General features: G+C 70.3%; 21 protein-coding genes. 10 read left to right on the top strand and 11 right to left on the bottom strand.

Annotated features, from left to right (window positions below; all coding sequences use genetic code 11):
* From FS532_RS02075 to deoC, 3 genes are all read right to left on the bottom strand, one after another.
* Entirely contained in the window at positions 1 to 579 is a 579-nt protein-coding gene (locus FS532_RS02075) for a type IV toxin-antitoxin system AbiEi family antitoxin (RefSeq protein WP_144749870.1), read from the bottom strand.
* 84 nt (positions 580 to 663) lie between these two features.
* Positions 664 to 1,617, bottom strand: a complete 954-nt coding sequence (locus FS532_RS02070) for an ROK family protein (RefSeq protein WP_144749868.1) — start codon at positions 1,615 to 1,617, stop codon at positions 664 to 666.
* Between the two features lie 122 nt (positions 1,618 to 1,739).
* A complete protein-coding gene (gene deoC, locus FS532_RS02065; RefSeq protein ID WP_186321870.1) occupies positions 1,740 to 2,486 on the bottom strand; it encodes a deoxyribose-phosphate aldolase in 747 nt (248 codons plus the stop codon).
* 42 nt (positions 2,487 to 2,528) lie between these two features.
* Here deoC and FS532_RS02060 point away from each other — a divergent pair, with 42 nt between their 5' ends.
* From FS532_RS02060 to FS532_RS02045, 4 genes are all read left to right on the top strand, one after another.
* Positions 2,529 to 4,061, top strand: a complete 1,533-nt coding sequence (locus FS532_RS02060) for an SDR family oxidoreductase (protein ID WP_144749866.1) — start codon at positions 2,529 to 2,531, stop codon at positions 4,059 to 4,061.
* Positions 4,058 to 4,642: a GDSL-type esterase/lipase family protein gene (locus FS532_RS02055; protein ID WP_144749864.1), complete on the top strand. Its 585-nt coding sequence runs from the start codon at positions 4,058 to 4,060 to the stop codon at positions 4,640 to 4,642. The genes FS532_RS02060 and FS532_RS02055 overlap by 4 nt, the downstream gene beginning before the upstream one ends.
* On the top strand, positions 4,642 to 5,082 hold the full coding sequence (locus FS532_RS02050; RefSeq protein WP_186321869.1) for a DUF6804 family protein: 441 nt from the start codon (positions 4,642 to 4,644) through the stop codon (positions 5,080 to 5,082). Before FS532_RS02055 ends, FS532_RS02050 begins: the two co-directional genes overlap by 1 nt.
* A 93-nt stretch (positions 5,083 to 5,175) precedes the next feature.
* Positions 5,176 to 6,741 carry a stealth conserved region 3 domain-containing protein gene (locus tag FS532_RS02045; protein ID WP_144749862.1) on the top strand — a complete coding sequence of 522 codons (1,566 nt, stop codon included), beginning with the start codon at positions 5,176 to 5,178 and terminating at the stop codon, positions 6,739 to 6,741.
* A gap of 443 nt (positions 6,742 to 7,184) precedes the next feature.
* Here the strand turns inward: FS532_RS02045 and FS532_RS02040 are convergent, their stop codons facing one another.
* The 5 genes from FS532_RS02040 to ctaE all read right to left on the bottom strand — a co-directional run bounded on the left by FS532_RS02040 (position 7,185) and on the right by ctaE (position 12,565).
* Positions 7,185 to 8,144 (bottom strand): phosphodiesterase, encoded by a 960-nt coding sequence (locus tag FS532_RS02040; protein WP_144749860.1) that lies wholly within the window; start codon positions 8,142 to 8,144, stop codon positions 7,185 to 7,187.
* 165 nt (positions 8,145 to 8,309) lie between these two features.
* Positions 8,310 to 9,995, bottom strand: coding sequence for a cytochrome bc1 complex cytochrome b subunit (gene qcrB, locus FS532_RS02035; protein ID WP_144749858.1), 1,686 nt, complete (start codon positions 9,993 to 9,995; stop codon positions 8,310 to 8,312).
* Positions 9,995 to 11,062 carry a cytochrome bc1 complex Rieske iron-sulfur subunit gene (qcrA, locus tag FS532_RS02030; protein ID WP_144749856.1) on the bottom strand — a complete coding sequence of 356 codons (1,068 nt, stop codon included), beginning with the start codon at positions 11,060 to 11,062 and terminating at the stop codon, positions 9,995 to 9,997. Before qcrA ends, qcrB begins: the two co-directional genes overlap by 1 nt.
* A 33-nt stretch (positions 11,063 to 11,095) precedes the next feature.
* Positions 11,096 to 11,905, bottom strand: coding sequence for a cytochrome bc1 complex diheme cytochrome c subunit (gene qcrC, locus FS532_RS02025; protein ID WP_079236043.1), 810 nt, complete (start codon positions 11,903 to 11,905; stop codon positions 11,096 to 11,098).
* Between the two features lie 21 nt (positions 11,906 to 11,926).
* On the bottom strand, positions 11,927 to 12,565 hold the full coding sequence (gene ctaE / locus FS532_RS02020) for an aa3-type cytochrome oxidase subunit III (RefSeq protein WP_144749854.1): 639 nt from the start codon (positions 12,563 to 12,565) through the stop codon (positions 11,927 to 11,929).
* A gap of 70 nt (positions 12,566 to 12,635) precedes the next feature.
* Here ctaE and trpD point away from each other — a divergent pair, with 70 nt between their 5' ends.
* Complete coding sequence (gene trpD / locus FS532_RS02015; protein WP_144749852.1) at positions 12,636 to 13,691, top strand: anthranilate phosphoribosyltransferase; 1,056 nt, start codon at positions 12,636 to 12,638, stop codon at positions 13,689 to 13,691.
* A 126-nt stretch (positions 13,692 to 13,817) separates the two neighbouring features.
* Here trpD and glpK read toward each other — a convergent pair whose 3' ends face one another.
* A complete protein-coding gene (glpK, locus tag FS532_RS02010; RefSeq protein WP_144749850.1) occupies positions 13,818 to 15,329 on the bottom strand; it encodes a glycerol kinase GlpK in 1,512 nt (503 codons plus the stop codon).
* Positions 15,330 to 15,373: 44 nt separating this feature from the next.
* A complete protein-coding gene (locus FS532_RS02005; protein WP_144749848.1) occupies positions 15,374 to 16,096 on the bottom strand; it encodes an MIP/aquaporin family protein in 723 nt (240 codons plus the stop codon).
* 283 nt (positions 16,097 to 16,379) lie between these two features.
* Between FS532_RS02005 and dhaK the strand changes: the two genes are divergently transcribed.
* From dhaK to dhaM, 3 genes are read left to right on the top strand one after another with little or no spacing between them, the layout of a single operon-like run.
* Entirely contained in the window at positions 16,380 to 17,381 is a 1,002-nt protein-coding gene (gene dhaK, locus FS532_RS02000) for a dihydroxyacetone kinase subunit DhaK (protein WP_144749846.1), read from the top strand.
* Between the two features lie 32 nt (positions 17,382 to 17,413).
* Positions 17,414 to 18,040, top strand: a complete 627-nt coding sequence (dhaL, locus tag FS532_RS01995; protein ID WP_079236049.1) for a dihydroxyacetone kinase subunit DhaL — start codon at positions 17,414 to 17,416, stop codon at positions 18,038 to 18,040.
* Positions 18,037 to 18,759 carry a dihydroxyacetone kinase phosphoryl donor subunit DhaM gene (gene dhaM, locus FS532_RS01990; RefSeq protein ID WP_144749844.1) on the top strand — a complete coding sequence of 241 codons (723 nt, stop codon included), beginning with the start codon at positions 18,037 to 18,039 and terminating at the stop codon, positions 18,757 to 18,759. The genes dhaL and dhaM overlap by 4 nt, the downstream gene beginning before the upstream one ends.
* A 116-nt stretch (positions 18,760 to 18,875) precedes the next feature.
* Here dhaM and FS532_RS01985 read toward each other — a convergent pair whose 3' ends face one another.
* On the bottom strand, positions 18,876 to 19,484 hold the full coding sequence (locus FS532_RS01985; RefSeq protein WP_144749842.1) for a TetR/AcrR family transcriptional regulator C-terminal domain-containing protein: 609 nt from the start codon (positions 19,482 to 19,484) through the stop codon (positions 18,876 to 18,878).
* Positions 19,485 to 19,540: 56 nt separating this feature from the next.
* Between FS532_RS01985 and FS532_RS01980 the strand changes: the two genes are divergently transcribed.
* The gene (locus tag FS532_RS01980; RefSeq protein WP_144749840.1) at positions 19,541 to 20,761 is read left to right on the top strand and encodes a beta-ketoacyl-[acyl-carrier-protein] synthase family protein; all 1,221 of its coding nucleotides are present in this window, start codon (positions 19,541 to 19,543) and stop codon (positions 20,759 to 20,761) included.
* Between the two features lie 235 nt (positions 20,762 to 20,996).
* Positions 20,997 to 21,608, top strand: coding sequence for a hypothetical protein (locus FS532_RS01975; protein WP_144749838.1), 612 nt, complete (start codon positions 20,997 to 20,999; stop codon positions 21,606 to 21,608).
* Positions 21,609 to 21,610: the final 2 nt, after the last annotated feature.

The raw sequence follows: 21,610 nt of genomic DNA, 5'->3' as shown, positions 1-21,610 counted from the left end.
TCAGCGCCCGTCGACCGCTGTCGCGCCGGACTCCAGCAGCGCGCGGAGCCGTCGTGACGCCTGCCGGACCATCGGGATCGTCCCGAGGCCGCACAGGCGATCCTCGACCTCGGCGACGGTGACCGCGCCGATCGCGATCAGGCCCCGCACCGCCTCCGCCTCGGCCGTCCCGAACGTCCGTTCACCGGTGTTCGGCGTCCGCAGCAGGTCGATGGCGGTCCGCGTCGGTGTCGTCACGCGGAAGGTGTCCAGCCGGACGAGGTCCGCCGGGTCGATGACGACTTCCCGCAGGAGTACCCCAGCGTCGACGTGCACCCGAGCCTGCGGCGAGATGGCGGCCTCGAGCGGGGTCGGTGGCCGCGAGGTCGCACCCCAGATCCACGCCGCGGTCCGTGTTCCGGCGATCAGACGGGCGTCCCGGAGCGTCCACGCCGCGGCGGCGGCTCGGAGCGACGGGGTCTGCGGCTCGACGGGGGAGGCCCAGCACGCCCCGACCGGGACGAGCTCGCCGGCGAGCACCGCGGCCCGCAGTTCGACCTCCGGCCAGTCGTCGCTGGTCACGAGGCGGGAGCGGGGCACCCGGACATCCTGCCCGAGCCCTGACGGCCCCGACGACCACCTGTGGAGAGCGCCGCATTCAGCCCAGCACGTCAGCGCAGCACGTCAGCGCAGGACGTCGGCGCGGTGCACGAGCGCGGCGGCACCGATGAGCGGACCGTCCTGCGAGAGTCCGGTCGGCACGATCCGCACCTTCGTGACGAAGCCGAACTCGACGCGCTCCGCCACCGCCTGGCGCGCGTACTCGAACAGGTCGGGCGTGACGTGCGAGAAGCCGCCGCCGATCGCCACGACCTCGAGGTCGACCAGGCTCGTGGCGGCGGCGATCGCCTGCCCGAGCGCACGACCACTCCGCTGCACCGCGGCGACCGCGATGGCGTCCCCGGCGGCGTAGGCCGCCGACAGTTCCTCACCGGTGGACCCGGCGAAGCCCTGACGCTGCGCCCAGGCGACCGTCTTGGGCCCGCTGGCGATCGCTTCGAGGCAGCCGGTGCCTCCGCAGGCGCACGGGTCGTCGAACCCGCCGCACTCCACGTGGCCGATGTGTCCGGCGTTGCCGGTCGGCCCGCTGACGGTCCGGCCGTGCAGGATCAGGCCGCCGCCGACGCCCGTCGAGACGATCATGCCCATGACGTGGTCGGACCCCTGCGCCGCACCGACCCAGTGCTCGGCGAGGGTGATCGCCAGGCCGTCCATCCGGAGGGTCACGGGCACGCCCGCCGGCACGTGGGCCGCCACCCGGTCGCGGAGCGGGTAGCCGCGCCACACCGGCATGTTCAACGGCGACACGAGCCCGTGCTCCTCGTCGACGGGGCCGGCCGAGCCGATCCCCACGCCGACCAGGGTCGCGTCGTCCGGAAGTGCTGCGAGGGCCGCGGTCACGACCTCGTCGACCGCCGCCTGCAGTTCGTCCGAGGTGCGCCCGGGCCCCGTGGGGCTGCGGAACCGGGTGGCGGACAGGACGACGCCTGCGTCGGTCACGAGGGCGGCTTCGACCTTCGTGCCGCCGAGGTCGACGGCGAGGGCGAGGGGGGCGGACTGCGGTGCGGTGGTGGACATGCTCGCTCCGATGCGGCGGTCTGGAGGCACGGTGCCGGTCGCGGACGCGGCGTCGCGTCCGGTGGGCGCCGGCCCCGTCGTGGTGGGTCGGTTCGGGTGGTCCGGGGCACGGGCCCCGTGGGTCAGTAGGACGTGGTGTCGTCGCCGAGCGCGGACGCCGCGCCCGTCTCCGCGCGGTGCGCGACCTCGTCGAGGATGCGGGCGGAGGCGCTCGTGCCGATGCGGTTCGCGCCGGCGCCGACCATCTCGAGGAGGGTGTCGAGGCCACGGACGCCGCCGGAGGCCTTCACGCCGGTGTCGGTGCCGACGGTCGCCCGCATGAGGGCGATGTGCTCCGCGGTCGCACCGCCGCCGGCGAACCCGGTGGAGGTCTTCACGAAGGCTGCGCCGGCGGACTGCGCGGCACGGGACGCGGCGACGACCTCGTCGTCGGTGAGGAACACGGTCTCGAGGATGACCTTGACGACGGTGCTGCCGGCAGCGTCGACCACGGCGCGGACGTCGGCCTCGACGCGCTCCCAGTCGCCGGACTTCGCGGCGCCGATGTTCTGGACCATGTCGAGCTCGAACGCCCCGTCGGCCAGGGCCTGCAGCGACTCGGCGACCTTGGCCTCGGTCGACGTGGTGCCGTGCGGGAAGCCGATGACGGTCCCGACGCCGACACCGGTGCCGGCGAGACGGGCGACCGCGTGGGCGACGTCGCTCGGGCGGACGCACACGCTGAACACGCGGTACGCGGCGGCTTCGTCGAGCTGCGCGTCGACGTCCGATCGGGTCAGCTCGGGCTTGAGGATCGCGTGGTCGATGAGTGCACGCACTGCATCGGCGGTGACGTGCGGTTGGTCGACGGAGAACGCTGCATTGTCCACCCGGCAAGCCTACCCGGAGCCGAGCCGCGTACCGTGCCCCGCATGCACGTCCTCGTCACCGGCGCCACCGGCTACATCGGTGGCCGACTCGTCCCCCGTCTCCTCGAAGCAGGCCACACCGTCCGGGTGTTCGTCCGCAACCCCCGCAAGCTGCAGGACGTTCCCTGGCGCGACGACGTCGAGGTCGCCGAGGGCGACCTGCAGGACGCCGAAGCCGTCCGTTCCGCGGTCGACGGCGTCGAGGCGGTCTACTACCTGGCCCACGCGATGGGTGCCGACGGCGACTTCGAGCGGGCCGAACGCCAGGCCGCCGAGACCATGGCGCACGAGGCGACGCAGGCGGGCGTCCGACGGTTCGTGTACCTCGGCGGGCTGCACCCGGACGGGGAGCTGTCGAAGCACCTCCGCAGCCGCAAGGAGGTCGGCGACGTCCTGCTGCACTCCGGCGTCCCGACCATCGCGTACCAGGCGGGTGTCGTCATCGGTTCCGGGAGCACCTCGTTCGAGATGATCCGGCACGTGACCGACGTCCTGCCGTGGATGCCCGCGCCGCGCTGGGTCCGCAACCACATCCAGCCGATCGCGGTCCGCGACGTCCTGTACTACCTGGTCGAGGCGCTCACGATCCCGGCCGACGTGAACCGGACGTTCGACATCGGCGGACCGGACGTCCTCCGCTACGGCCAGATGCTCAACGGGTACGCGGTCGAGGCGAAGCTGCCCCAACGAGCGATCTCCGTGCTCCCCGTCCTGACGCCGGGGCTCGCCGCGCACTGGTTCAACCTGGTCACGCCGATCCCGCGCAAGCTCGCCAAACCGATCATCGAGTCGCTGCAGTTCGAGTGCGTCCAGCGCGAGCACGACATCGACGACGTGGTGCCTCGGCCCGAGGGCGGGCTGACGTCCTACCGCCGAGCTGTGCGTCTGGCCCTGACGAAGATGCGGACGGGCGAGGTGCAGACCAGCTGGCGCAACGCCACGCTCGCCGCCACCTCGGCCGACCCCCTGCCGAGCGACCCCGACTGGGCCGGCCACACCGTCTACGTCGACGACCGCAAGCGGCACTCGTCCGCCAGCGCCGAGGACGTTTGGCGCGTCGTCGAGTCCATCGGCGGCGAGAACGGCTGGTACTCCTTCCCGCTCGCGTGGGTCGCCCGTGGGTGGATGGACAAGCTCGCCGGGGGCGTCGGCCTCAACCGGGGCCGACGGGACCCGCAGCGGCTGGAGCAGGGCGACGCGCTCGACTGGTGGCGCGTCGAGCGTCTCGAGCGGGGCCGGTACCTCCGTCTCCGCGCCGAGTTCAAGTCGCCCGGCCGGGCCTGGCTCGAGATGACCGTCACCCCGGCCGACGACGGCGGCAGCGACTACCACCAGCGGGCGATCTACTTCCCGCAGGGACTCGCCGGGCGCCTGTACTGGTACTCGATCCTGCCCTTCCACGGGGTGATCTTCCCCGGCATGGTGGAGCGCATCTCGGCCGCCGCGGAACGCGAGTCCGAGCACACCGAGTCGACGGGGCGGAACTGGACCCAGCAGAATGGGAAGCCGGAACCGGCACACGAGGAGGCAGCATGAGCGCGGAACACACCGGCGTCCTGTTCCTGGGCGACAGCATCACCGAGCAGGGGTCTTGGGACGCTTGGCTCCCCGACGAGCGGACGATCAACCAGGGGATCGGCGGGGACACCACCGACGGCGTCCTCGCGCGACTCGACGCGGTGATCGCGGAGCAGCCCGAGGTGATCGTCCTGCTCATCGGCACGAACGACTTCGGCAACCACCGCGCGAGCGTCGAACACGTGGTGCGGGGCGTGGAGTCCGTCCTCGTGACGCTCCGCCGCGAGCTCCCGGGCGTCCGGCTGCTGCTCGTGTCGATCCTCCCGCGGCAGGCCGACTACACGGCGAAGATCGAGGAGGCGAACCGGCACCTCCGGCAGTTCGTCGCCACGTGCCACGCGCAGTACCTCGACGCCTGGCCCGCGCTGGCGGACGGCGACCACCTCGACGAGCGCTTCACCGAGGACGGCCTGCACCTCACCGACGAGGGCTACCGCGCCTACGTCGCCGAACTGGTGCCGGCCCTCGAGCGGGTGCGCGGCCTGCCGCCGATGTCCCGCTCGATCCAGGCGATCGACCTCGACGCGGCCACCGCCTGATGGCAGCCCGGAAGGGGCGGCCCGCCGCGGGTTCGTCGCTGCAGGGCGTGCCCGCCTCGACCGCGACGAGCACGCCGAAGGTCTCCGGGAAGAAGGAGACACCGCCGTTCACCCGGCCCGCGCTCGCCCCCTCGCTCATCGCGGCGATGCTGCTGCTCGCGTGCGTCGCCGTCATCGACTCGTCCGTGTTCGTGTTCGCCCGGTGGGGAGTCGCCGTGCTCGCCCTGATCGTCCTGGTGTTCGCCGTTCGCGGCCGGACCTGGTGGGCCGCAGCCGTCATGGCGGCCGTCGCCGTCTGCTGGAACCCGATCGCCGTCGTGCCGATCCCGGGCGAGGTGTGGGCAGCGCTGCAGATCGTCGCCGCCGCACTGTTCGTCGTCGTCGGCATCGTCGTCAAGGTGCCGCGCGAGGCGGAGCCGACCCGCGCCTCCAGGCCGTAGCGGAGCCGACCGACGGGCGGACCGAGCGTCCGCGCGGACGGTAGGATCGAGAGGTCGGGCGCAGTGCCCGACCGATCGACCCGAAGGGCATGGATGAGCAGCGAGACCGAGCCGGTGACCGAGAGTCCTCTGCTGAACCCTCGACCGTCCTCCGGCGGTCTCGACCGACCCGACGTCGTCGTGCGCAAGGGCCGTCTGACGCTCGTCAACGGGCACCTCACGCCGCAGCAGTCGATGATCGAGGACCTCCTGTTCCTCGACGACGCCCTCACCGCCGGTGACGTCGACCACCTGCTCATCCGGGGCAACGACCAGCGCCCCGTCATCGCGCTGGACGAACGCGACCGTCAGCGCGCGGAGAGCGCCGTGATGGCCGCCGCCGCGAACGAGCCGCTGTACGCGAAGCCGCCGGGGAAGCCCGCCGTGCTCGTCATCGACGACGGTCTCGCCTCGGTCGACGAACCCGTGCTGCGGGTGTTCCGGCCGCGCGTCGAGCCCCTCGGACGCCTGCGGTACGGCGCCGAGACGAGCGTGCAGCTCGAGTTCTGGCGGGTCACCGACACCGAGGTGCTCGCACCCGTCGAGAACGCCCTGATGCGCCGCAGCCTGCCGGTCGACGAGTTCGTCCTGGTGGACATCGAGCGCTACGGCCGCACCTGGCGCACCGTCGAGCACATGTTCGACGACCACGTCTCGGACATCCGCTTCCCGATCGACATCGTCTTCTCGTGGGTGGACGGCAACGCGGTCGAGTACCAGCGCGCCCGACAGGCGGCGCAGTCCGGTGCCGTCCTGGGCGAGGGCGACGACGCCCCAGCCCGCTTCCGGCAGATCGACGAGCTGAAGTACGCGCTGCGCTCGGTGCACACCTTCGCCCCGTGGATCCGGCAGATCTACATCGCGACCGACTCACCCGCCCCCGCCTGGCTCGCCGAGCACCCGAAGGTGCGGATCGTCCGGTCGGAGGAGTTCTTCGCCGACCCGTCCGTGCTGCCGACGCACAACTCACAGGCCGTCGAGTCGCAACTGCACCACATCCCGGGCATCAGCGAACACTTCATCTACTCGAACGACGACATGTTCTTCGGGCGCACGGTGGACCCCTCGGTGTTCTTCAGCCCCGGCTCCGTGACGAAGTTCATCCTCGCGACCACCCGCATCGGCCTGGGATCGAACAACCCCGCACGCAGCGGTTTCGAGAACGCGGCCCGGGTCAACCGCCGGCTCCTGCAGCAGCGGTTCGGTGCCGTGACCACCCGCCACCTCGAGCACGCGCCGACGCCCTTGCGCGCCTCGATCATGACCGAGATGGAGCACGAGTTCGCGGACGAGTTCCGCGCGACCGCCGCGTCCCGCTTCCGCGCTGCCGAGAACATCTCTGTGACGAACTCGCTCTACCACTACTACTCGTTGCTGACGGGCCGGGCGATCGTGCAGGAGAACGCTCCGGTGCGGTACATCGACACGACGATGCTCTCCGGGCTCCGAGCGCTGGAGGAGCTGCTCAAGAAGCGGAACGTCGACTTCTTCTGCCTCAACGACGGCAGCTTCCCCGAGGTCAGCGACGAGGAACGCACGCGGCGTGTGACGGACTTCCTCGAGAAGTACTTCCCGTTCCCGGCGCCGTGGGAGCGGGACGCGGACAGCGAGACCGTCTGACGGCCTGGAGGCGCGGGGCCGGGCCGCCTCGCGCCGCCGGCCCGGTTGTTGATGCGTTGGTGCGGTGTGGCGCCGGTGTGTGCTTGTGCCCGCGTGCGTGCGCGTGCGCGTGCGCCTGCGGGTGTGCGCGTGCAACGAGCGGCAAGACGCCTGTCGTACGACGACCGCGAAGTCGCACCATGCACCCGCAACCATTGCGCGCGCAACGAACGACAAGGCGCCTGTCGCACGACGACCGCGATGTCGCACCATGCACGAGCAACCATTGCGCGTGCAACGAGCGACAAGACGCCTGTCGCACGACGTCCGCGATGTCGCACCATGCACGAGCAACTGTTGCGGGTGCAACGAGCGACAAGACGCCTGTCGTACGACGTCCGCGATGTCGCACCATGCACGAGCAACTGATGCCCGTGCAACGACCGGCCGGCGACCCCTGACCGCTAGCGGTGGACGGGGGAGACCGGCACGGAGTCGAGCGTGAAGACCGGGATGCTCGAGGTGACCGGAGCCGGCTCGACCGCGGGGGCGATGGAGACACCGGCGGCAGCCAGGCGAGCCTCGGTCTCGACTGCGGAGACCGGCTGGCCCACGGTCGAGTAGTGCCCGATCGGCACCACCGAGTGCACGACGTTGTGGCCGTAGACGTGCACCAGGTTGAACGCCTGAGCGCCGTCGCGGCCACGAGTCCCGCCCTGGAACTCGGTGAGGTCCTGCGTGTAGCACGTGGCACTCGCCACCGACACGGGGATGCCCGCGAACACGGCGCTCGTCGAGTAGTGCAGGTGACCGGCGATGATCGCGATGACGTCGCTGCCCTCGACGACCTCGGCGAGGGCATCCTGGTCGCGGAGCTCCACGAGGACGGCGAGGTCCTGCACGCTCGGCACCGGCGGGTGGTGCATGGCCAGGATCGTGCCGTGCGGGGCGGCCTCGGACAGGACCTCGGCGAGCCAGTCGAGCTGTTCGGGGGAGACCTCGCCGTGGTGCGCACCGGGGACGCTCGTGTCGAGGGTGATCACCCGGAGACCGTTCACGTCGTAGACGAAGTCCACGGGTCGGTCGGTGGGCTGGAGGCCGAAGAGCTCCTGTCGGAACGCGCCACGCTCGTCGTGGTTGCCCATCGCCCAGATCACCTGTGCGCCGATGCGGTCGGCCGCGGGCTGCACGATGTCGCGGATGCGCGCGTAGGCGCCCGGTTCGCCCTTGTCGGCCACGTCGCCGGTGACGACGATCGCCTCGGGCTTGGTGCCCGATGCCTCGATGTCGGCGATGATCTCACCGAGCCGCGCTGCCGAATCGACGTCCCCGTAAAGGTTGCCGTCACCCGCCACGAGGTGGGTGTCGCTGAGGTGGAGGAGGAAGTGGTTCGGCCTGGGGTGTTCGGCCGTCCGGCTGTCCATCGGGGTCTCATTCCGTTGGCGGGTGCGTGGTGCAACACAGTGCCACACCGTCCTGGACGAGTCCAGCACGTGTCGGTGAACCGAACGTGAACCGGGCACGGCGTGTTCCCGACCGACGAAGAAACCCCCGCCACATCGTGACGGGGGTTGCTTCGGAGTCGGCGACTAGTGGTTGTTCGCACCGAGGGCCGGGGCCTGGTGCTCACCTTCCAGTTCGGGACCGTGGTGCGCGGCGTGCGCAGCCTCGAGCTCGGCCTTCGTGACCGGCGTGATGCGGTCCTCGAAGAAGAAGCGGGAGACACCGGCGCGGAGCTTCTGCACACCGGAGATCTTGCCCTTGGCGTTCGGGCGGATCATCAGCGGCTTGTACTCGTTGAACTGCAGGAGCTTCCAGCGCTCGTACTCGTCGAGCTGCTCGTGCACCTCGATGTACTCGCCGTGGGGGAGTCGCACGATACGGCCGGACTCGTACCCGTGGAGCACGATCTCGCGGTCCTTCTTCTGCAGGGCGATGCACACGCGCTTCGTGATCCAGAAGGCGATGAACGGGCCGAGGACCGTTGTCGCCTGGATCACGTGGATCACGTGTTCGATCGACACCAGGAAGTGGGTCGCGATGATGTCCGACGACGCGGCGGCCCAGAGGCTCGCGTAGAGCGTGATGCCGGCGGCGCCGAACGCCGTGCGGGTCGGGGCGTTGCGCGGACGGTCGAGGATGTGGTGCTCGCGCTTGTCACCGGTGACCCAGCCCTCGATGAAGGGGTAGAGCAGGATCGCCAGGATGAGCAGCACCAGCACCGCGATCGGCGCGAGGATGTTGAACGACACCGTGTAGCCGAACCACACGACCTCCCAGTGCGGGGGCACCAGTCGGAGCGCGCCGTCCGCGAAGCCGATGTACCAGTCGGGCTGGGTACCGGCGGACACGGGGGACGGGTCGTACGGGCCGTAGTTCCAGATCGGGTTGATCGTGAACAGCGACGCGATGAGGGCGAGGATGCCCGCGACGATGAAGAAGAACCCACCGGCCTTCGCGGCGAACGCGGGGAGGATCGGGACGCCGACGACGTTCTCGTTCGTCTTGCCGGGGCCCGCGAACTGCGTGTGCTTGTTGATGACGACCAGCACGAGGTGGACGCCGAGCACCGCGACGAGGATCGCCGGCAGCAGCAGGATGTGCAGCGTGTACAGACGGCCGACGATGTCGGTGCCCGGGAACTCGCCGCCGAACAGCAGGTAGGCGATCCAGACACCGATGACCGGCACACCCTCGATCATGCCGACGATGATCCGCAGACCGTTTCCGGAGAGCAGGTCGTCGGGGAGCGAGTAGCCCGTGAAGCCCTCGGCCATGGCCAGGACCCAGAGGAGGAAGCCGAACACCCAGTTGAGCTCACGCGGCTTGCGGAACGCGCCGGTGAAGAACACGCGGGCCATGTGCAGCATGATCGAGGCCACGAACAGCAGGGCCGCCCAGTGGTGGATCTGCCGGACGAAGAGTCCGCCGCGGATGTCGAACGAGATGTTCAGCGTGGACTGCAGCGCCGTCGACATCTCGACGCCCTTGAGCGGGACGTACGAGCCGTTGTAGACGACCTCGGCCATCGACGCCTGGAAGAAGAACGTCAGGAAGGTGCCCGAGAGCAGGACGACGACGAAGCTGTACAGCGCCACCTCGCCGAGCATGAAGCTCCAGTGGTCGGGGAAGATCTTGCGCCCGACCTCCTTCACGAGGCCCGAGATGCTGGTTCGCTCGTCGATGTAGTTGGCGACCCCGCCGATGATGCGGGATCCGCGCTCCGGCGCCGGCTTGGTGGCCGACGCGGGTGCGTTCGTGGTGGTGGTGCTCATCAGCGTTCACGCTCCCAGAAGGACGGTCCGACAGGCTCGTGGAAGTCGCTCTGCGCAACCAGGTAGCCGTCGTCGTCGATCGCGATCGGAAGTTGGGGGAGGGGGCGCGCGGCCGGTCCGAAGATGACGTCGCAGTTGTTCGAGACATCGAAGGTCGACTGGTGGCACGGGCACAGCAGGTGGTGCGTCTGCTGCTCGTAGAGCGCGACCGGGCACCCGACGTGGGTGCAGATCTTGGAGTACGCGACGATGCCGTCGTAGCCCCAGTTCTCGCGACCCTTGGCGGGGTTGAGGTCCTTCGGGTCGAGGCGCATGAGGAGGACGGCGGCCTTGGCCTTCTCCTCCAGCATGTGCTCCGAGTCGAGCATCCCGTCGGGGATGACGTGGAAGACCGAGCCGATCGTCACGTCGGACGCCTTGATCGGGAGACCGGTCGGGTCCTTCGTCAGGCGCATGCCCGACTTCCAGAACGTGTGGCGGAGCAGCTCGTTCGGGTCAGCGGCCGGGGCGAGGTCACGCACCAGGACGATGCCGGGGAGCGGGAACGCTGCCAGTGCACCGATCATCGAGTTGCGGATCAGCTTGCGACGGCTGAAGCCGGACTCCTTGTCGGCGAGCTGGAAGGCCTCCACGGCCTTCTCACGGGTCGCGTCCGTGCCACGGGTGGGGTGGCGGAGCTCCGTGATCTCACGGTCGACGACGAGCGACTTCGACCAGTACACGGCGCCGAGACCGAGCGCCAGGAGCGCGAGGGCGATCGCGAGGCCGAGGAAGAGGTTCGCGGTGCGGACCGTGCCGAAGTCGTCGGAGCTGATCGGGAAGGCGACGTACGCCGCGATCGCGAGGACGCTGCCGACGATCGACAGGTAGAAGAACGTGGCGACCTGACGCTCGGCCAGGCGCTGCTTCTTCGGGTCGACGTCGGTGCGGCGCGCGCGGTGCGGCGGCTCGCCCGGGTTCTCGAACGGCTCCGCGGGCAGGACCGCGGTGCCGGCCGACGTCGTGGTCGTGCCGTGCTTCTCGACAGCCGAGGACGAGTTCAGTGCCTCGTCGTCGTGCTCTGCCATGGTGTTCCCTTCAGTGTCGTTCGACACGGACGATCAGTTGGACTTCGCGGTCAGCCACACGGTCATCGCGACGACCGCGCCGAGTCCGAAGATCCAGATGAACAGACCCTCTGCCACCGGGCCGAGGGAGCCGAGGGCGAACCCACCGGGCGACTTGTTGTCCTGCACGTACTTGAGGTACGTGATGATGTCGGCCTTCTGCTGGGGCGTGAGGTTCAGGTCGTTGAACACCGGCATGTTCTGCGGACCAGTGACCATGGCCTCGTAGATGTGCTTGCCGGACACGGACTGCAGGTTCGGGGCGTACTTGCCCTCGGTCAGCGCACCGCCGGCGCCGGCCACGTTGTGGCACATGGCGCAGTTGATGCGGAAGAGCTCCGCACCCTCGGCCGCGTTGCCGTCCGAGCCGTCGGTGAGGCTGGTGGACGGGACCGACGGGCCGGGGCCGAGCGACGCGACGTACTCGGCGAGGGCGTCGATCTGGTCGTCCGTGAACTGCGCGGGCTTCTCTTCGGCCTGCGGACCCTGGGCGGCCATCGGCATGCGGCCGGTCCCGACCTGGAAGTCGACGGACGCGGCACCGACACCGATGAGGGACGGACCCTCGGAGGTGCCCTGGGCCGACAGGCCGTGGCAGGTGGCGCAGTTCGAGGCGAAGAGCTTCTGGCCCTCGTTCACCTTCGACTGGCTCGTCGCCGCCACGGTGCTCGTGCTGTCGTCGGCGTTCGCCGTGGAGCTGAACAGCGCGTACGCACCGCCGGTGGTCATGAGACCGACGACGATGAGCGACACGGTCGCCATCGGTGAACGGCGGCCCTTCTTGGACTTGGTTCTGTTGAACATGCGGTGGGGGCTATCCAGTTCCTACTTGAGAAGGTAGATGACGGCGAAGAGGCCGATCCAGACGACGTCGACGAAGTGCCAGTAGTACGACACGACGATCGCGGTGGTCGCTTCCTTGTGACCGAAGTTCTTGGCGGCGAACCCGCGGCCGAGCGTCAGCAGGAAGGCGATGAGGCCACCGGTGACGTGGAGGCCGTGGAAGCCGGTGGTCATGTAGAACGCCGAGCCGTACGCGCTGGAGGAGAGCGTCACGCCCTCGTGCCAGAGGTTGGCGTACTCGAAGATCTGGCCGCAGACGAAGATCGCGCCCATGCAGTACGTGACGAAGAACCACTCCGTCATGCCCCAGTCCTTGGGGTTCCAGCTCGTGCGGTGCACCTGGAAGCGCTCAGCGGCGAACACCGCGAACTGGCAGGCGAAGCTGGACAGCACCAGGATGATCGTGTTCACCGAGGCGAAGGGCACCTCGAGCTTGGCGGTCTCGGTCGCCCACAGTTCGGGCGAGGTGCTGCGCAACGTGAAGTAGATCGCGAACAGGCCGGCGAAGAACATGACCTCGCTGCCCAGCCACACGATCGTCCCCACGGCAACGGCGTTCGGCCTGTTCAGGACCGGACCGCTGGCGGATCTGGAGAGAGGGGTGCTAGTCACAGGTTCCATTATGTCCGAAACCACGGACAGTGTTTTCGCAGCGAACTGGCGGGTCTCTCGAATTCACTACGATCGACTCATGCTCGACGCCCTTACCTGGCCCACCGTGATCAGCGCGCTCATGGCGCGCGAGGACCTGACGATCAGCCAGTCCACATGGGCCATGCAGGAGATCGTCGCGGGCCGCGCGACGCCCGCACAGATCGCCGCGTTCGCCGTCGCACTCCGCGCCAAGGGCGAGACCGTCGACGAGGTCGTGGGGTTCCGCGATGCGATCCTCGACGCAGCGGTTCCGCTCGACGTGGACCCGATGGCGCTCGACATCGTGGGGACGGGCGGCGACGTCGTCGGCACGGTCAACGTCTCGACGATGGCGGCCATCGTCATCGCCGCGGCGGGCGTGCCGGTCGTGAAGCACGGCAACAGGGCGAGCTCGTCGAAGTCCGGCTCGAGCGACGTGCTCGCCGCACTCGGCCTCGACCTCACGATGGACGCCGCGCGTGTCGCGGACACGTTCCGGCGTGTCGGACTGACCTTCGCGTTCGCGAGTGCCTTCCACCCCGGCTTCGCGCACGCCGGCCCGGTCCGCCGCGAGATCGGTGTGCCGACGGTCTTCAACTTCCTCGGCCCGCTCGTCAACCCTGCACGGTGCGAGGCGAACGCGGTCGGCGTGGCGCAGCTCGAACTCGTGCCGATCATCACGGGCGTGTTCCAGACGCGCGGCGCGACCGCGCTGGTGTTCCGCGGCGACGACGGCCTGGACGAGCTGACGACCACCGGACACAGCCACATCTGGGAGGTCACGGGCGGCCGCGTGACCGAGCACGACCTCGACCCGCGCGACCTCGGGATCGCCCGTGCGCGCATCGAGGACCTGCTCGGCGGCGACCCCGAGCACAACGCCGCGGTGGTGCACCGTGTCCTCGCAGGGGAGTCCGGCCCGGTCCGCGACATCGTCCTGCTGAACGCCGCCGCCGGCCTGGTGTCCTTCCGCCTGGCGGAGGACCCGGCCGAGGTCGACCGCCCGATCCTGCAGCGGTTCCGCGAGCAGCTGGTCGTGGCGGCCGACGCGATCGACTCGGGTGCCGGGGCCCGCAAGCTGGCCGACTGGGTGGGCGCGACCCCCACCGCCTGAGCGCAGAAGCAACCGACGCGGCCACACCCGATGCAGACGCAACTGCAGTAGACGCAACTGACTGGAGGCGCGGTGCCGGTCCGTCGGACCGGCACCGCGCCTCCAGGCGGTCACCTCAGCACAGGACTACTGGACGTCCTCGTCGACCCAGTCGAAGGTCTTCGTGACGGCCTTCTTCCAGAGGCGGAGCGTGCGGTCACGCTCGGCTGCGTCGAGCTGCGGCTCCCAGCGCTTGTCCTCCTGCCAGTTGGCACGGAGCTCGTCGAGGTTCGCCCAGAACCCGACCGCCAGGCCCGCCGCGTAGGCGGCGCCGAGCGCGGTGGTCTCGGCGACCACCGGGCGCACCACGGGCACGTTGAGGATGTCGGCCTGGAACTGCATGAGCTCGTTGTTGGCGGTCATGCCGCCGTCCACCTTGAGCTCGGTGAGGTCCACGCCCGAGTCCGCGTTGACGGCGTCGAGGACCTCGCGGGTCTGCAGCGCCGTCGCCTCCAGGGCCGCACGCGCGATGTGGCCCTTGTTGACGTAGCGGGTGAGACCGACGATCGCGCCGCGGGCGTCGGGACGCCAGTACGGGGCGAAGAGTCCCGAGAACGCGGGGACGAAGTACACGCCGCCGTTGTCCTCGACAGTCTTGGCGAGGGCCTCGACCTCCGGGGCACTGCCGATCAGGCCGAGGTTGTCGCGGAGCCACTGGATGAGCGAGCCCGTGACGGCGATCGAACCCTCGAGGGCGTAGTGCGTCTCCTGGTCGCCGAGCTTGTAGCCGACGGTCGTGAGCAGCCCGTTCTCCGAGCGGACGATCTCCGTGCCCGTGTTGAAGATGAGGAAGTTGCCGGTGCCGTAGGTGTTCTTCGACTCGCCCTGGTCGAACGCGGCCTGGCCGAACGTCGCGGCCTGCTGGTCGCCGAGGATGCCCGCGATCGGGACCTCGCGCAGCAGGTTCGACGACTCGACGTGCCCGTAGACCTCGGAGGAGCTGACGATCTCCGGGAGCATCGACTTCGGGACGCCGAAGTCGCCGAGGATGTCGTCGCGCCACTGGAGCGTCTCGAGGTCCATGAACAGCGTGCGGGACGCGTTCGTGACGTCGGTCTTGTGGACACCGCCGTCCACACCACCGGTCAGGTTCCAGAGGACCCAGGTGTCGGTGGTGCCGAAGAGCAGGTCGCCCGCCTCGGCCTTCTCACGTGCGCCCTCGACGTTCTCGAGGATCCAGACGATCTTCGTGCCGGCGAAGTACGTCGCGAGCGGGAGGCCCACGACGGACTTGTAGCGGTCGGTGTCGCCGTCGGCGAGCTTGTCGACGATGGACTGCGTGCGGGTGTCCTGCCAGACGATCGCGTTGTAGACCGGCTTGCCGGTGTTCTTGTCCCAGACGACCGCGGTCTCGCGCTGGTTGGTGATGCCGACCGCCGCGACGTCGTGGCGGGTGATGTCGGCGCGGGACAGGGCCTGGCCGATGACCTCACGGGTGTTGTCCCAGATCTCGGCGGGGTCGTGCTCGACCCATCCGGCACGCGGGAAGATCTGCTCGTGTTCCTTCTGGCCCACGGACACGATCGAGCCGGAGTGGTCGAAGACGATCGCTCGGGTCGAGGTCGTGCCCTGGTCGATGGCGACGATGTAGTCGGCCATTGGTGCTCCTTACGGTCTTGCTCGGGTGAGTGTGGTGGGTTGGATCAGGCGAGGGGCAGCAGCGCGTAGGACAGGCCGGCTGCGAGGGCACCGCCGATGAGCGGTCCGACCACGGGCACCCAGGCGTACGCCCAGTCGCTCGAGCCCTTGCCCTTGATCGGCAGGAAGGCGTGCGCGATGCGCGGGCCGAGGTCACGTGCCGGGTTGATGGCGTACCCGGTCGGGCCACCGAGGGAGACACCGATCGCGATCACGAGGAAGGCCACGGGAACCGCGCCGAGCTCCTTCGGGGTACCGCCGTTGGTGAAGGCGATGACCGTGAAGACGAGGACGAAGGTGCCGATGATCTCGGTCACGAGGTTCCAGCCGTACGAACGGATCGCCGGGCCGGTGGAGAAGACGCCGAGCTTGGCTGCTGCGTCGGGCTCCTCGTCGAAGTGCTGCTTGTAGGCGAGCCAGACGATGACGGCACCGATGACCGCACCGATCAGCTGGGCGAGCCAGTAGAGGAACATCTCGCCGATGGTGATGTTGCCGAGGATGGCCTGCGCGAGGCTCACCGCCGGGTTGAGCTGGCCGCCGGACTTGTACGACACGGTGACGCCGGCGAAGACCGCGAAGCCCCAACCGATCGTGACCATGAGGAAGCCGGCTCCGAAGCCCTTGGACTTCGTCAGCGAGACAGCGGCGACGACGCCGCCACCCAGGATGATGAGCATCGCCGTGCCGACGAGCTCAGAGAGGAAATTGACGCCGATGCCGTCCATCGGTGACCTCCAGTGCGTGAGGGTGGGGGTCCGGTGGTGCTGCGCCGGCACTCCCCGTTGAGTGATTGGGGCCGAGCATAGTGACGCCGTTCAACCGATGGCGATGCGTTCGTGAGGGAAGTGCGCGATTGTGCACGAACGTGCATCCGCAGTGTGCGTACGACCGCCCAGCGGGCACGCAGCCGCGTCCCGACCCGGGACCCCTCTGCACGAACGTGCACGACGGCCGAACGACCGGCCGATGTAGATTGGGCGCGGTCAGTGACGACAGTGGAGGCTCCGCATGAAGAAGCTCATCAACGACCCGCACGACGTGGTCGACGAGACGGTCCGTGGGTTCGCCCTCGCACACGCCGGGCACGTGGTCCTGGTCGAGGACCCGATCCACCTCCACCGCGCGGACGCCCCCGTCCAGGGCAAGGTCGGCATCGTCAGCGGCGGTGGCAGCGGGCACGAGCCCCTGCACGCCGGCTTCGTCGGGTACGGCATGCTCGACGCCGCGGTGCCCGGCCCGGTGTTCACCAGCCCCACGCCCGACCCGATCGTCGCCGCGACGAAGGCCGTCGACGGGGGAGCGGGTGTGCTCCACATCGTGAAGAACTACACCGGCGACGTGCTCAACTTCGAGACCGCCGCCGAGCTCGCCGGGATGGACGACGTGCGCGTCGAGTCCGTCGTGGTCGACGACGACGTGGCCGTGCAGGACTCGCTCTACACGGCCGGCCGCCGCGGCGTCGCGGGTACCGTCGTCGTCGAGAAGTGCGCCGGCGCCGCTGCCGAGCGCGGGGACGACCTGGACGCCGTCGCCGCCGTCGCCCGCCACGTCAACGACGTCACGCGGTCGATGGGCCTCGCGCTCAGCTCCGGCACCGTCCCGCACGCCGGTGAGCCGTCCTTCACGCTCGCCGACGACGAGGTCGAGCTCGGCATCGGCATCCACGGCGAGCCGGGCCGGGAGCGCATCCCGATGGCGCCGGCCGACCAGCTCGTCGACCGGGTGCTCGAACCGATCCTCACCGACCTCGAACCCCCGGCCGGCTCGACGCTGCTGCTCCTCGTGAACGGCATGGGCGGCACGCCGCTCTCGGAGCTCTACATCGCCTACCGACGCGCCGCCGAGGTGCTCGCCGACCGCGGGTACGAGGTCACGCGTAGCCTGGTCGGCGACTACGTGACATCCCTCGAGATGCAGGGGTTCTCGCTCACCGTCACGGTGCTCGACGACGAACTCACCGCCCTCTGGGACGCACCGGTGGAGACCCCGGCACTGCGCTGGGGACGCTGAACCACCGCCCACCATCCAGGAAGGAACACGAATTGGCGCTCGACACCGCATGGGCCATCGACTGGGTCCGCCGCACCGCCGCGACGATCGACGAGCACCGGGCCGAGCTCGTCACGCTCGACCGGGAGATCGGCGACGGGGACCACGGTGAGAACCTCGACCGCGGGTTCCGTGCCGTGCTCGAGGCCGTCGACACCGGTTCGTTCGACACGCCCGGCGCCGTGCTCAAGGTGGTCGCGACGAAGCTCATCTCGACCGTGGGCGGCGCCGCCGGGCCGCTCTTCGGCACGGCGTACCTCAAGGCCGCGCAGGCCGCCGGCGACGCCACCGAGCTCGACGCCGACACGCTCGTCGCCGTGCTGACCGCTGCCCGCGACGGTGTCGTGTCCCGGGGCAAGGCGTCCGTCGGGGACAAGACCATGGTCGACGCGTGGTCGCCCGCCGTCGACGCCGCCGGTGCCGCGGCCGCCGCCGGGGACAGCCCCGAGCAGGTACTCGCCGCCGCCGCCGACGCCGCCGTGACGGGCGCAGAGTCGACCGACCCGCTCGTCGCTCGCAAGGGCCGTGCGAGCTACCTCGGGGAGCGGGCCGTCGGCCATCGCGACCCTGGTGCGCAGTCGACCGTGTACATCCTCCGCGCCGCCGTGGACGCCGCGTGACCGTCGGCATCCTGATCGTCTCGCACAGCGCGGCGATCGCGACCGGCACCGTGGAGCTCGCGCGCCAGATGGCCGCCGACGTGCCGCTCGTCGCCGCCGGTGGCACCGACGACGGCGGGATCGGTACCTCGTTCGAGGCGATCACCGCCGGCTTCGAGGAGCTCGCCGACGCCGACGCCGTCGTCGTCCTGTGCGACCTCGGCTCCGCCTACCTGACGACCGACACGGCCCTCGACTTCCTCGACGACGACGCCCGCGCGCGGGTGCACGTCTCGCAGGCACCCCTGGTGGAGGGCGCGGTCGCCGCGGCCGTCGCCGCGCAGACCGGCGGCGACGTCGACGCGGTCCTGGCCGCTGCCGCGTCTGCCGCAGCCTCCGAGGCGGACGCGAGTCGTTCCTCCAGTCCGTCCGACGACCAGCCTGGAGGCGCGGTGCCGGCTGACGGCGCCGGCCCCGTCGAGGACGTGGCCGCGTCCGAGAGCGTCGAACTCGTCAACGAGAGCGGGCTGCACGCCCGCCCCGCGGCGGAGTTCGTGAAGACCGCGGCGAAGTACGAGGCGTCGGTGCGGGTGAACGGCGTGGACGCGAAGAGCCTGCTCGCGATCATGGCGTTGGCGCTGCCGAAGGGCGCGACGGTCACGATCGAGGGGTCGGGACCCGACGGGCAGGACGCCGTCGAGGCGCTCGTCGCGCTCGTGCGTTCCGGCTTCGGCGAGTGAGCCGGCGCGGCGCGCGGCCGCTCGTCGGCGCGATCCGGCCGAGACTCGGCTGAGGCGACCGATCTCGCGGTCCGGAGCGCGAGAGTCGTCGCTCACGCCGAGTCTCGGGCGCCGAATCAGGTGATGGAGACGGTGCCGGCGAGGTCGAGGTCGGACGGCCCGCCGGTGACCCCGGCATCGGCGAGCAGGGTGGCGCCGAACACCGCGCTCCAGAACGTCCGGGCATCCCGGCCGACACCGCTCGGGCTCGTCCAGCCGTGCTCGGTGACGACGCGCTCGAGGTAGCGCTCCGACTGTCGGAAGAGCACGGCGAGGAGCAGGCGCACCCGCTCCCGCTGCGCCGCGTCGTCGCCCGCGGAGGCGAGCGCCCGGACCACGAGCGGCGTCGACGGCATCGCGAGGGCCGTCCGGGCGAGGACCTGCCGGAACGCCGTCGCGCTCGTCGCCCGGCGCCCGGCAGCCTGCAACCGGGTCGTGTCGCGGAGGAACAGCGCGAAGGCCGCGTCGAGGACGAGACGGTCCTTCGAGCCGAAGTGGTGCGTGATCTGGTTCGGGTAGACCCCCGCCGCGCGGGCGATCTCGCTGACGGTGACGGACCGGAGCGTGCCGTCGCCGTCCGCCGACGCAGTCCGGCTCGCACTGAGCAGGCCGGCCGTCGCGGCGAGGATGCGGGCACGGGTCGCCGCGCCGCGCGGGGTCCCGGGACCGTCGGTGGTGGTTGCCATGTCGGAATTGTACGTGGTACAACTCAACTTGTTCAACGTACAAGAAGGAGTCTTCCGTGGACATCTCCATCACCGGCTACGGCGCGGTCTCCCCGTTCGGCCACGGCGTCGACGCCCTCTGGGACGCGCTCGTCGCGGGGCGTTCCGGCGTGCACGTCCTCGACCGCCCCGGCGCGCTGTGGGAGCAGGTGCCGATCCTCGTCGGCGCCGACGCCGCACTCGACGCCGATGCCGCGCTCGGCCGGGTCCGCGCCAACCGTCTCGACCGCAGTCAGCAGCTCGCCCTCGTGGCCGCCGGGGAGGCCTGGGCGGACGCCGGCGCACCCGCCGTCGAGGGCGACCGGCTCGCGGTGGTCGTCGGCACCGGCATCGGGGGAGTGGAGACCCTGCTCGACGCCCACGACGTCCTCGGTGCGTCCGGCGCTCGTCGAGTGTCGCCGCGGACCGTCCCGATGCTCATGGCCAACGGGGCCGCTGCGCAGATCAGCATCGAGTACGGCGCGCGAGCCGGTGCCTACACGACCGTGTCGGCCTGCGCGTCCGGCGCCGAGGCGATCGCGATCGCAGCACGGCTCATCGTCACTGGTGAAGCCGACGTCGTGATCGCCGGCGGGACCGAGGCCGCGTTCACCCCGGTCGCGATGGCGTCCTTCGCACAGTCCCAGGCGCTCGCGAAGCCGGGCGACGACGACCCGACGACCCTCTCCCGGCCGTTCGACGCGTCCCGCCGCGGGTTCGTCCTGGGGGAGGGCGCGGGGTTCGTCGTCCTCGAGAGTGGCGCGCACGCTGCCGCCCGGTCGCAGCGATCGCACGGCACGCTCGCCGGGTGGGGGATCACCTCCGACGCCTTCCACATCACGGCGCCGCTCGCCGACGGCGGCGAACAGGAACGGGCGATGACGGCGGCGATCCGGATGGCCGGGCTCACCGGTGCGGACATCGACCACGTCAACGCGCACGCGACCGGCACGCCGGTCGGGGACGTCGGCGAGGCCGCTGCCATCGCCCGTGCGGTCGGCACCGGCGCGCTCGTCACCGCACCGAAGAGCTCGATCGGGCACATGTTCGGTGCGGCGGGGGCGGTCGAGTCGATCCTCGCCGTGCGATCGATCGAGACCGGGGTCGTGCCGGCGACGCTGAACCTGGAGCACCTGGACCCGGCGGTCGACCTGGACGTGGTGTCCGGTTCGGCGCGGACGGCTCCGATCCGGGCTGCGCTCAACAACTCGTTCGGGTTCGGTGGGCAGAACGCGTCGTTGGTGTTCACAGCGGCGTGACCGGGGGTCGCAGGAACCGAGAGCGGCCGGCTGGGTCCCTCGCCCGTCCGACGGTGGAGACGCACCGGACGATGGCCGCCCGGCCGGAGGAGCCCGACCCCACTAGGGTGGAACTCGTTGTCGGATGGGGGACCGAGCAGTGCAGGAACGAACAACGTCGTCACGGGCATCTCGGACGTCGGTGATGCGTCGCTCATGGCACAGGAGCGCCGGCGCCGCCACCGTTGCCGGTCTGATGACCCTCGGGATCTCCGGGTGCACGACCGAGCAGGAAGCGCCCGACTACCCGGACGTTCGATGGGTGGGTGCCGCGCCGACCGGATCCCTCGAGCGTGATCCCTGGGTCGGAGCGGTCCGTACTGAACTCGCGGCGGAAGCCGTCGCACGGAATCGCAACGATTTCAGCATCCCAGAACTCGCGGCGAGCGCGACTTCGAGCTACGTCGACCGCGAATCCGCCGACGCGGTGCAGACGTTGCGGAACCACGGGAGCACCACCCTCGTGCCCGGCCCGCTGCCCTTCGCTCCCACCGAGGTCGAGGTGGGCTACCGGGACCAGGGTGAGGACTTCGCGGCCGTGCGTGGTTGCGTCGCCGGGAACTGGAGCATGGACCCCGGCGAGTCGCTCGGCGACATGAGCGGCTTCGGGCGGGAGTACCGGCTCGAACGCGACCACGCCGGATCGATCCGGGTTGCTTCCGTCTCCGGCCTCCCTGGCCTCGGCTGCGACACCGTCGGCCCGTTGCCGGTCGCGGTGTTCGATCCGGTGCCGGAGCCATCCGGAGTGACTGACTCCGGTGATCTCGTGCGGCCGGACGGCACGAGGGACGCGCCGCGGCGGGGGTAGTC

Source organism: Curtobacterium pusillum, from assembly GCF_007673235.1.
GTDB lineage: Bacteria > Actinomycetota > Actinomycetes > Actinomycetales > Microbacteriaceae > Curtobacterium > Curtobacterium pusillum_C.
Note: the sequence above shows the minus strand (reverse complement) of the source record. Positions and strands in the feature narration are given on the sequence as shown.

Coding starts and splice junctions, on each gene's coding strand:
- trpD (WP_144749852.1), top strand. CDS start 12,636: ATGCTCGACGCCCTTACCTGGCCCACCGTGATCAGCGCGCTCATGGCG.
- qcrA (WP_144749856.1), bottom strand. CDS start 11,062: ATGGCAGAGCACGACGACGAGGCACTGAACTCGTCCTCGGCTGTCGAG.
- FS532_RS02070 (WP_144749868.1), bottom strand. CDS start 1,617: ATGTCCACCACCGCACCGCAGTCCGCCCCCCTCGCCCTCGCCGTCGAC.
- FS532_RS02050 (WP_186321869.1), top strand. CDS start 4,642: ATGGCAGCCCGGAAGGGGCGGCCCGCCGCGGGTTCGTCGCTGCAGGGC.
- FS532_RS01975 (WP_144749838.1), top strand. CDS start 20,997: ATGACCCTCGGGATCTCCGGGTGCACGACCGAGCAGGAAGCGCCCGAC.
- FS532_RS02005 (WP_144749848.1), bottom strand. CDS start 16,096: ATGGACGGCATCGGCGTCAATTTCCTCTCTGAGCTCGTCGGCACGGCG.
- FS532_RS02060 (WP_144749866.1), top strand. CDS start 2,529: ATGCACGTCCTCGTCACCGGCGCCACCGGCTACATCGGTGGCCGACTC.
- ctaE (WP_144749854.1), bottom strand. CDS start 12,565: ATGGAACCTGTGACTAGCACCCCTCTCTCCAGATCCGCCAGCGGTCCG.
- FS532_RS02040 (WP_144749860.1), bottom strand. CDS start 8,144: ATGGACAGCCGGACGGCCGAACACCCCAGGCCGAACCACTTCCTCCTC.
- qcrB (WP_144749858.1), bottom strand. CDS start 9,995: ATGAGCACCACCACCACGAACGCACCCGCGTCGGCCACCAAGCCGGCG.
- FS532_RS01985 (WP_144749842.1), bottom strand. CDS start 19,484: ATGGCAACCACCACCGACGGTCCCGGGACCCCGCGCGGCGCGGCGACC.
- qcrC (WP_079236043.1), bottom strand. CDS start 11,905: ATGTTCAACAGAACCAAGTCCAAGAAGGGCCGCCGTTCACCGATGGCG.
- glpK (WP_144749850.1), bottom strand. CDS start 15,329: ATGGCCGACTACATCGTCGCCATCGACCAGGGCACGACCTCGACCCGA.
- FS532_RS02045 (WP_144749862.1), top strand. CDS start 5,176: ATGAGCAGCGAGACCGAGCCGGTGACCGAGAGTCCTCTGCTGAACCCT.
- dhaK (WP_144749846.1), top strand. CDS start 16,380: ATGAAGAAGCTCATCAACGACCCGCACGACGTGGTCGACGAGACGGTC.
- FS532_RS02055 (WP_144749864.1), top strand. CDS start 4,058: ATGAGCGCGGAACACACCGGCGTCCTGTTCCTGGGCGACAGCATCACC.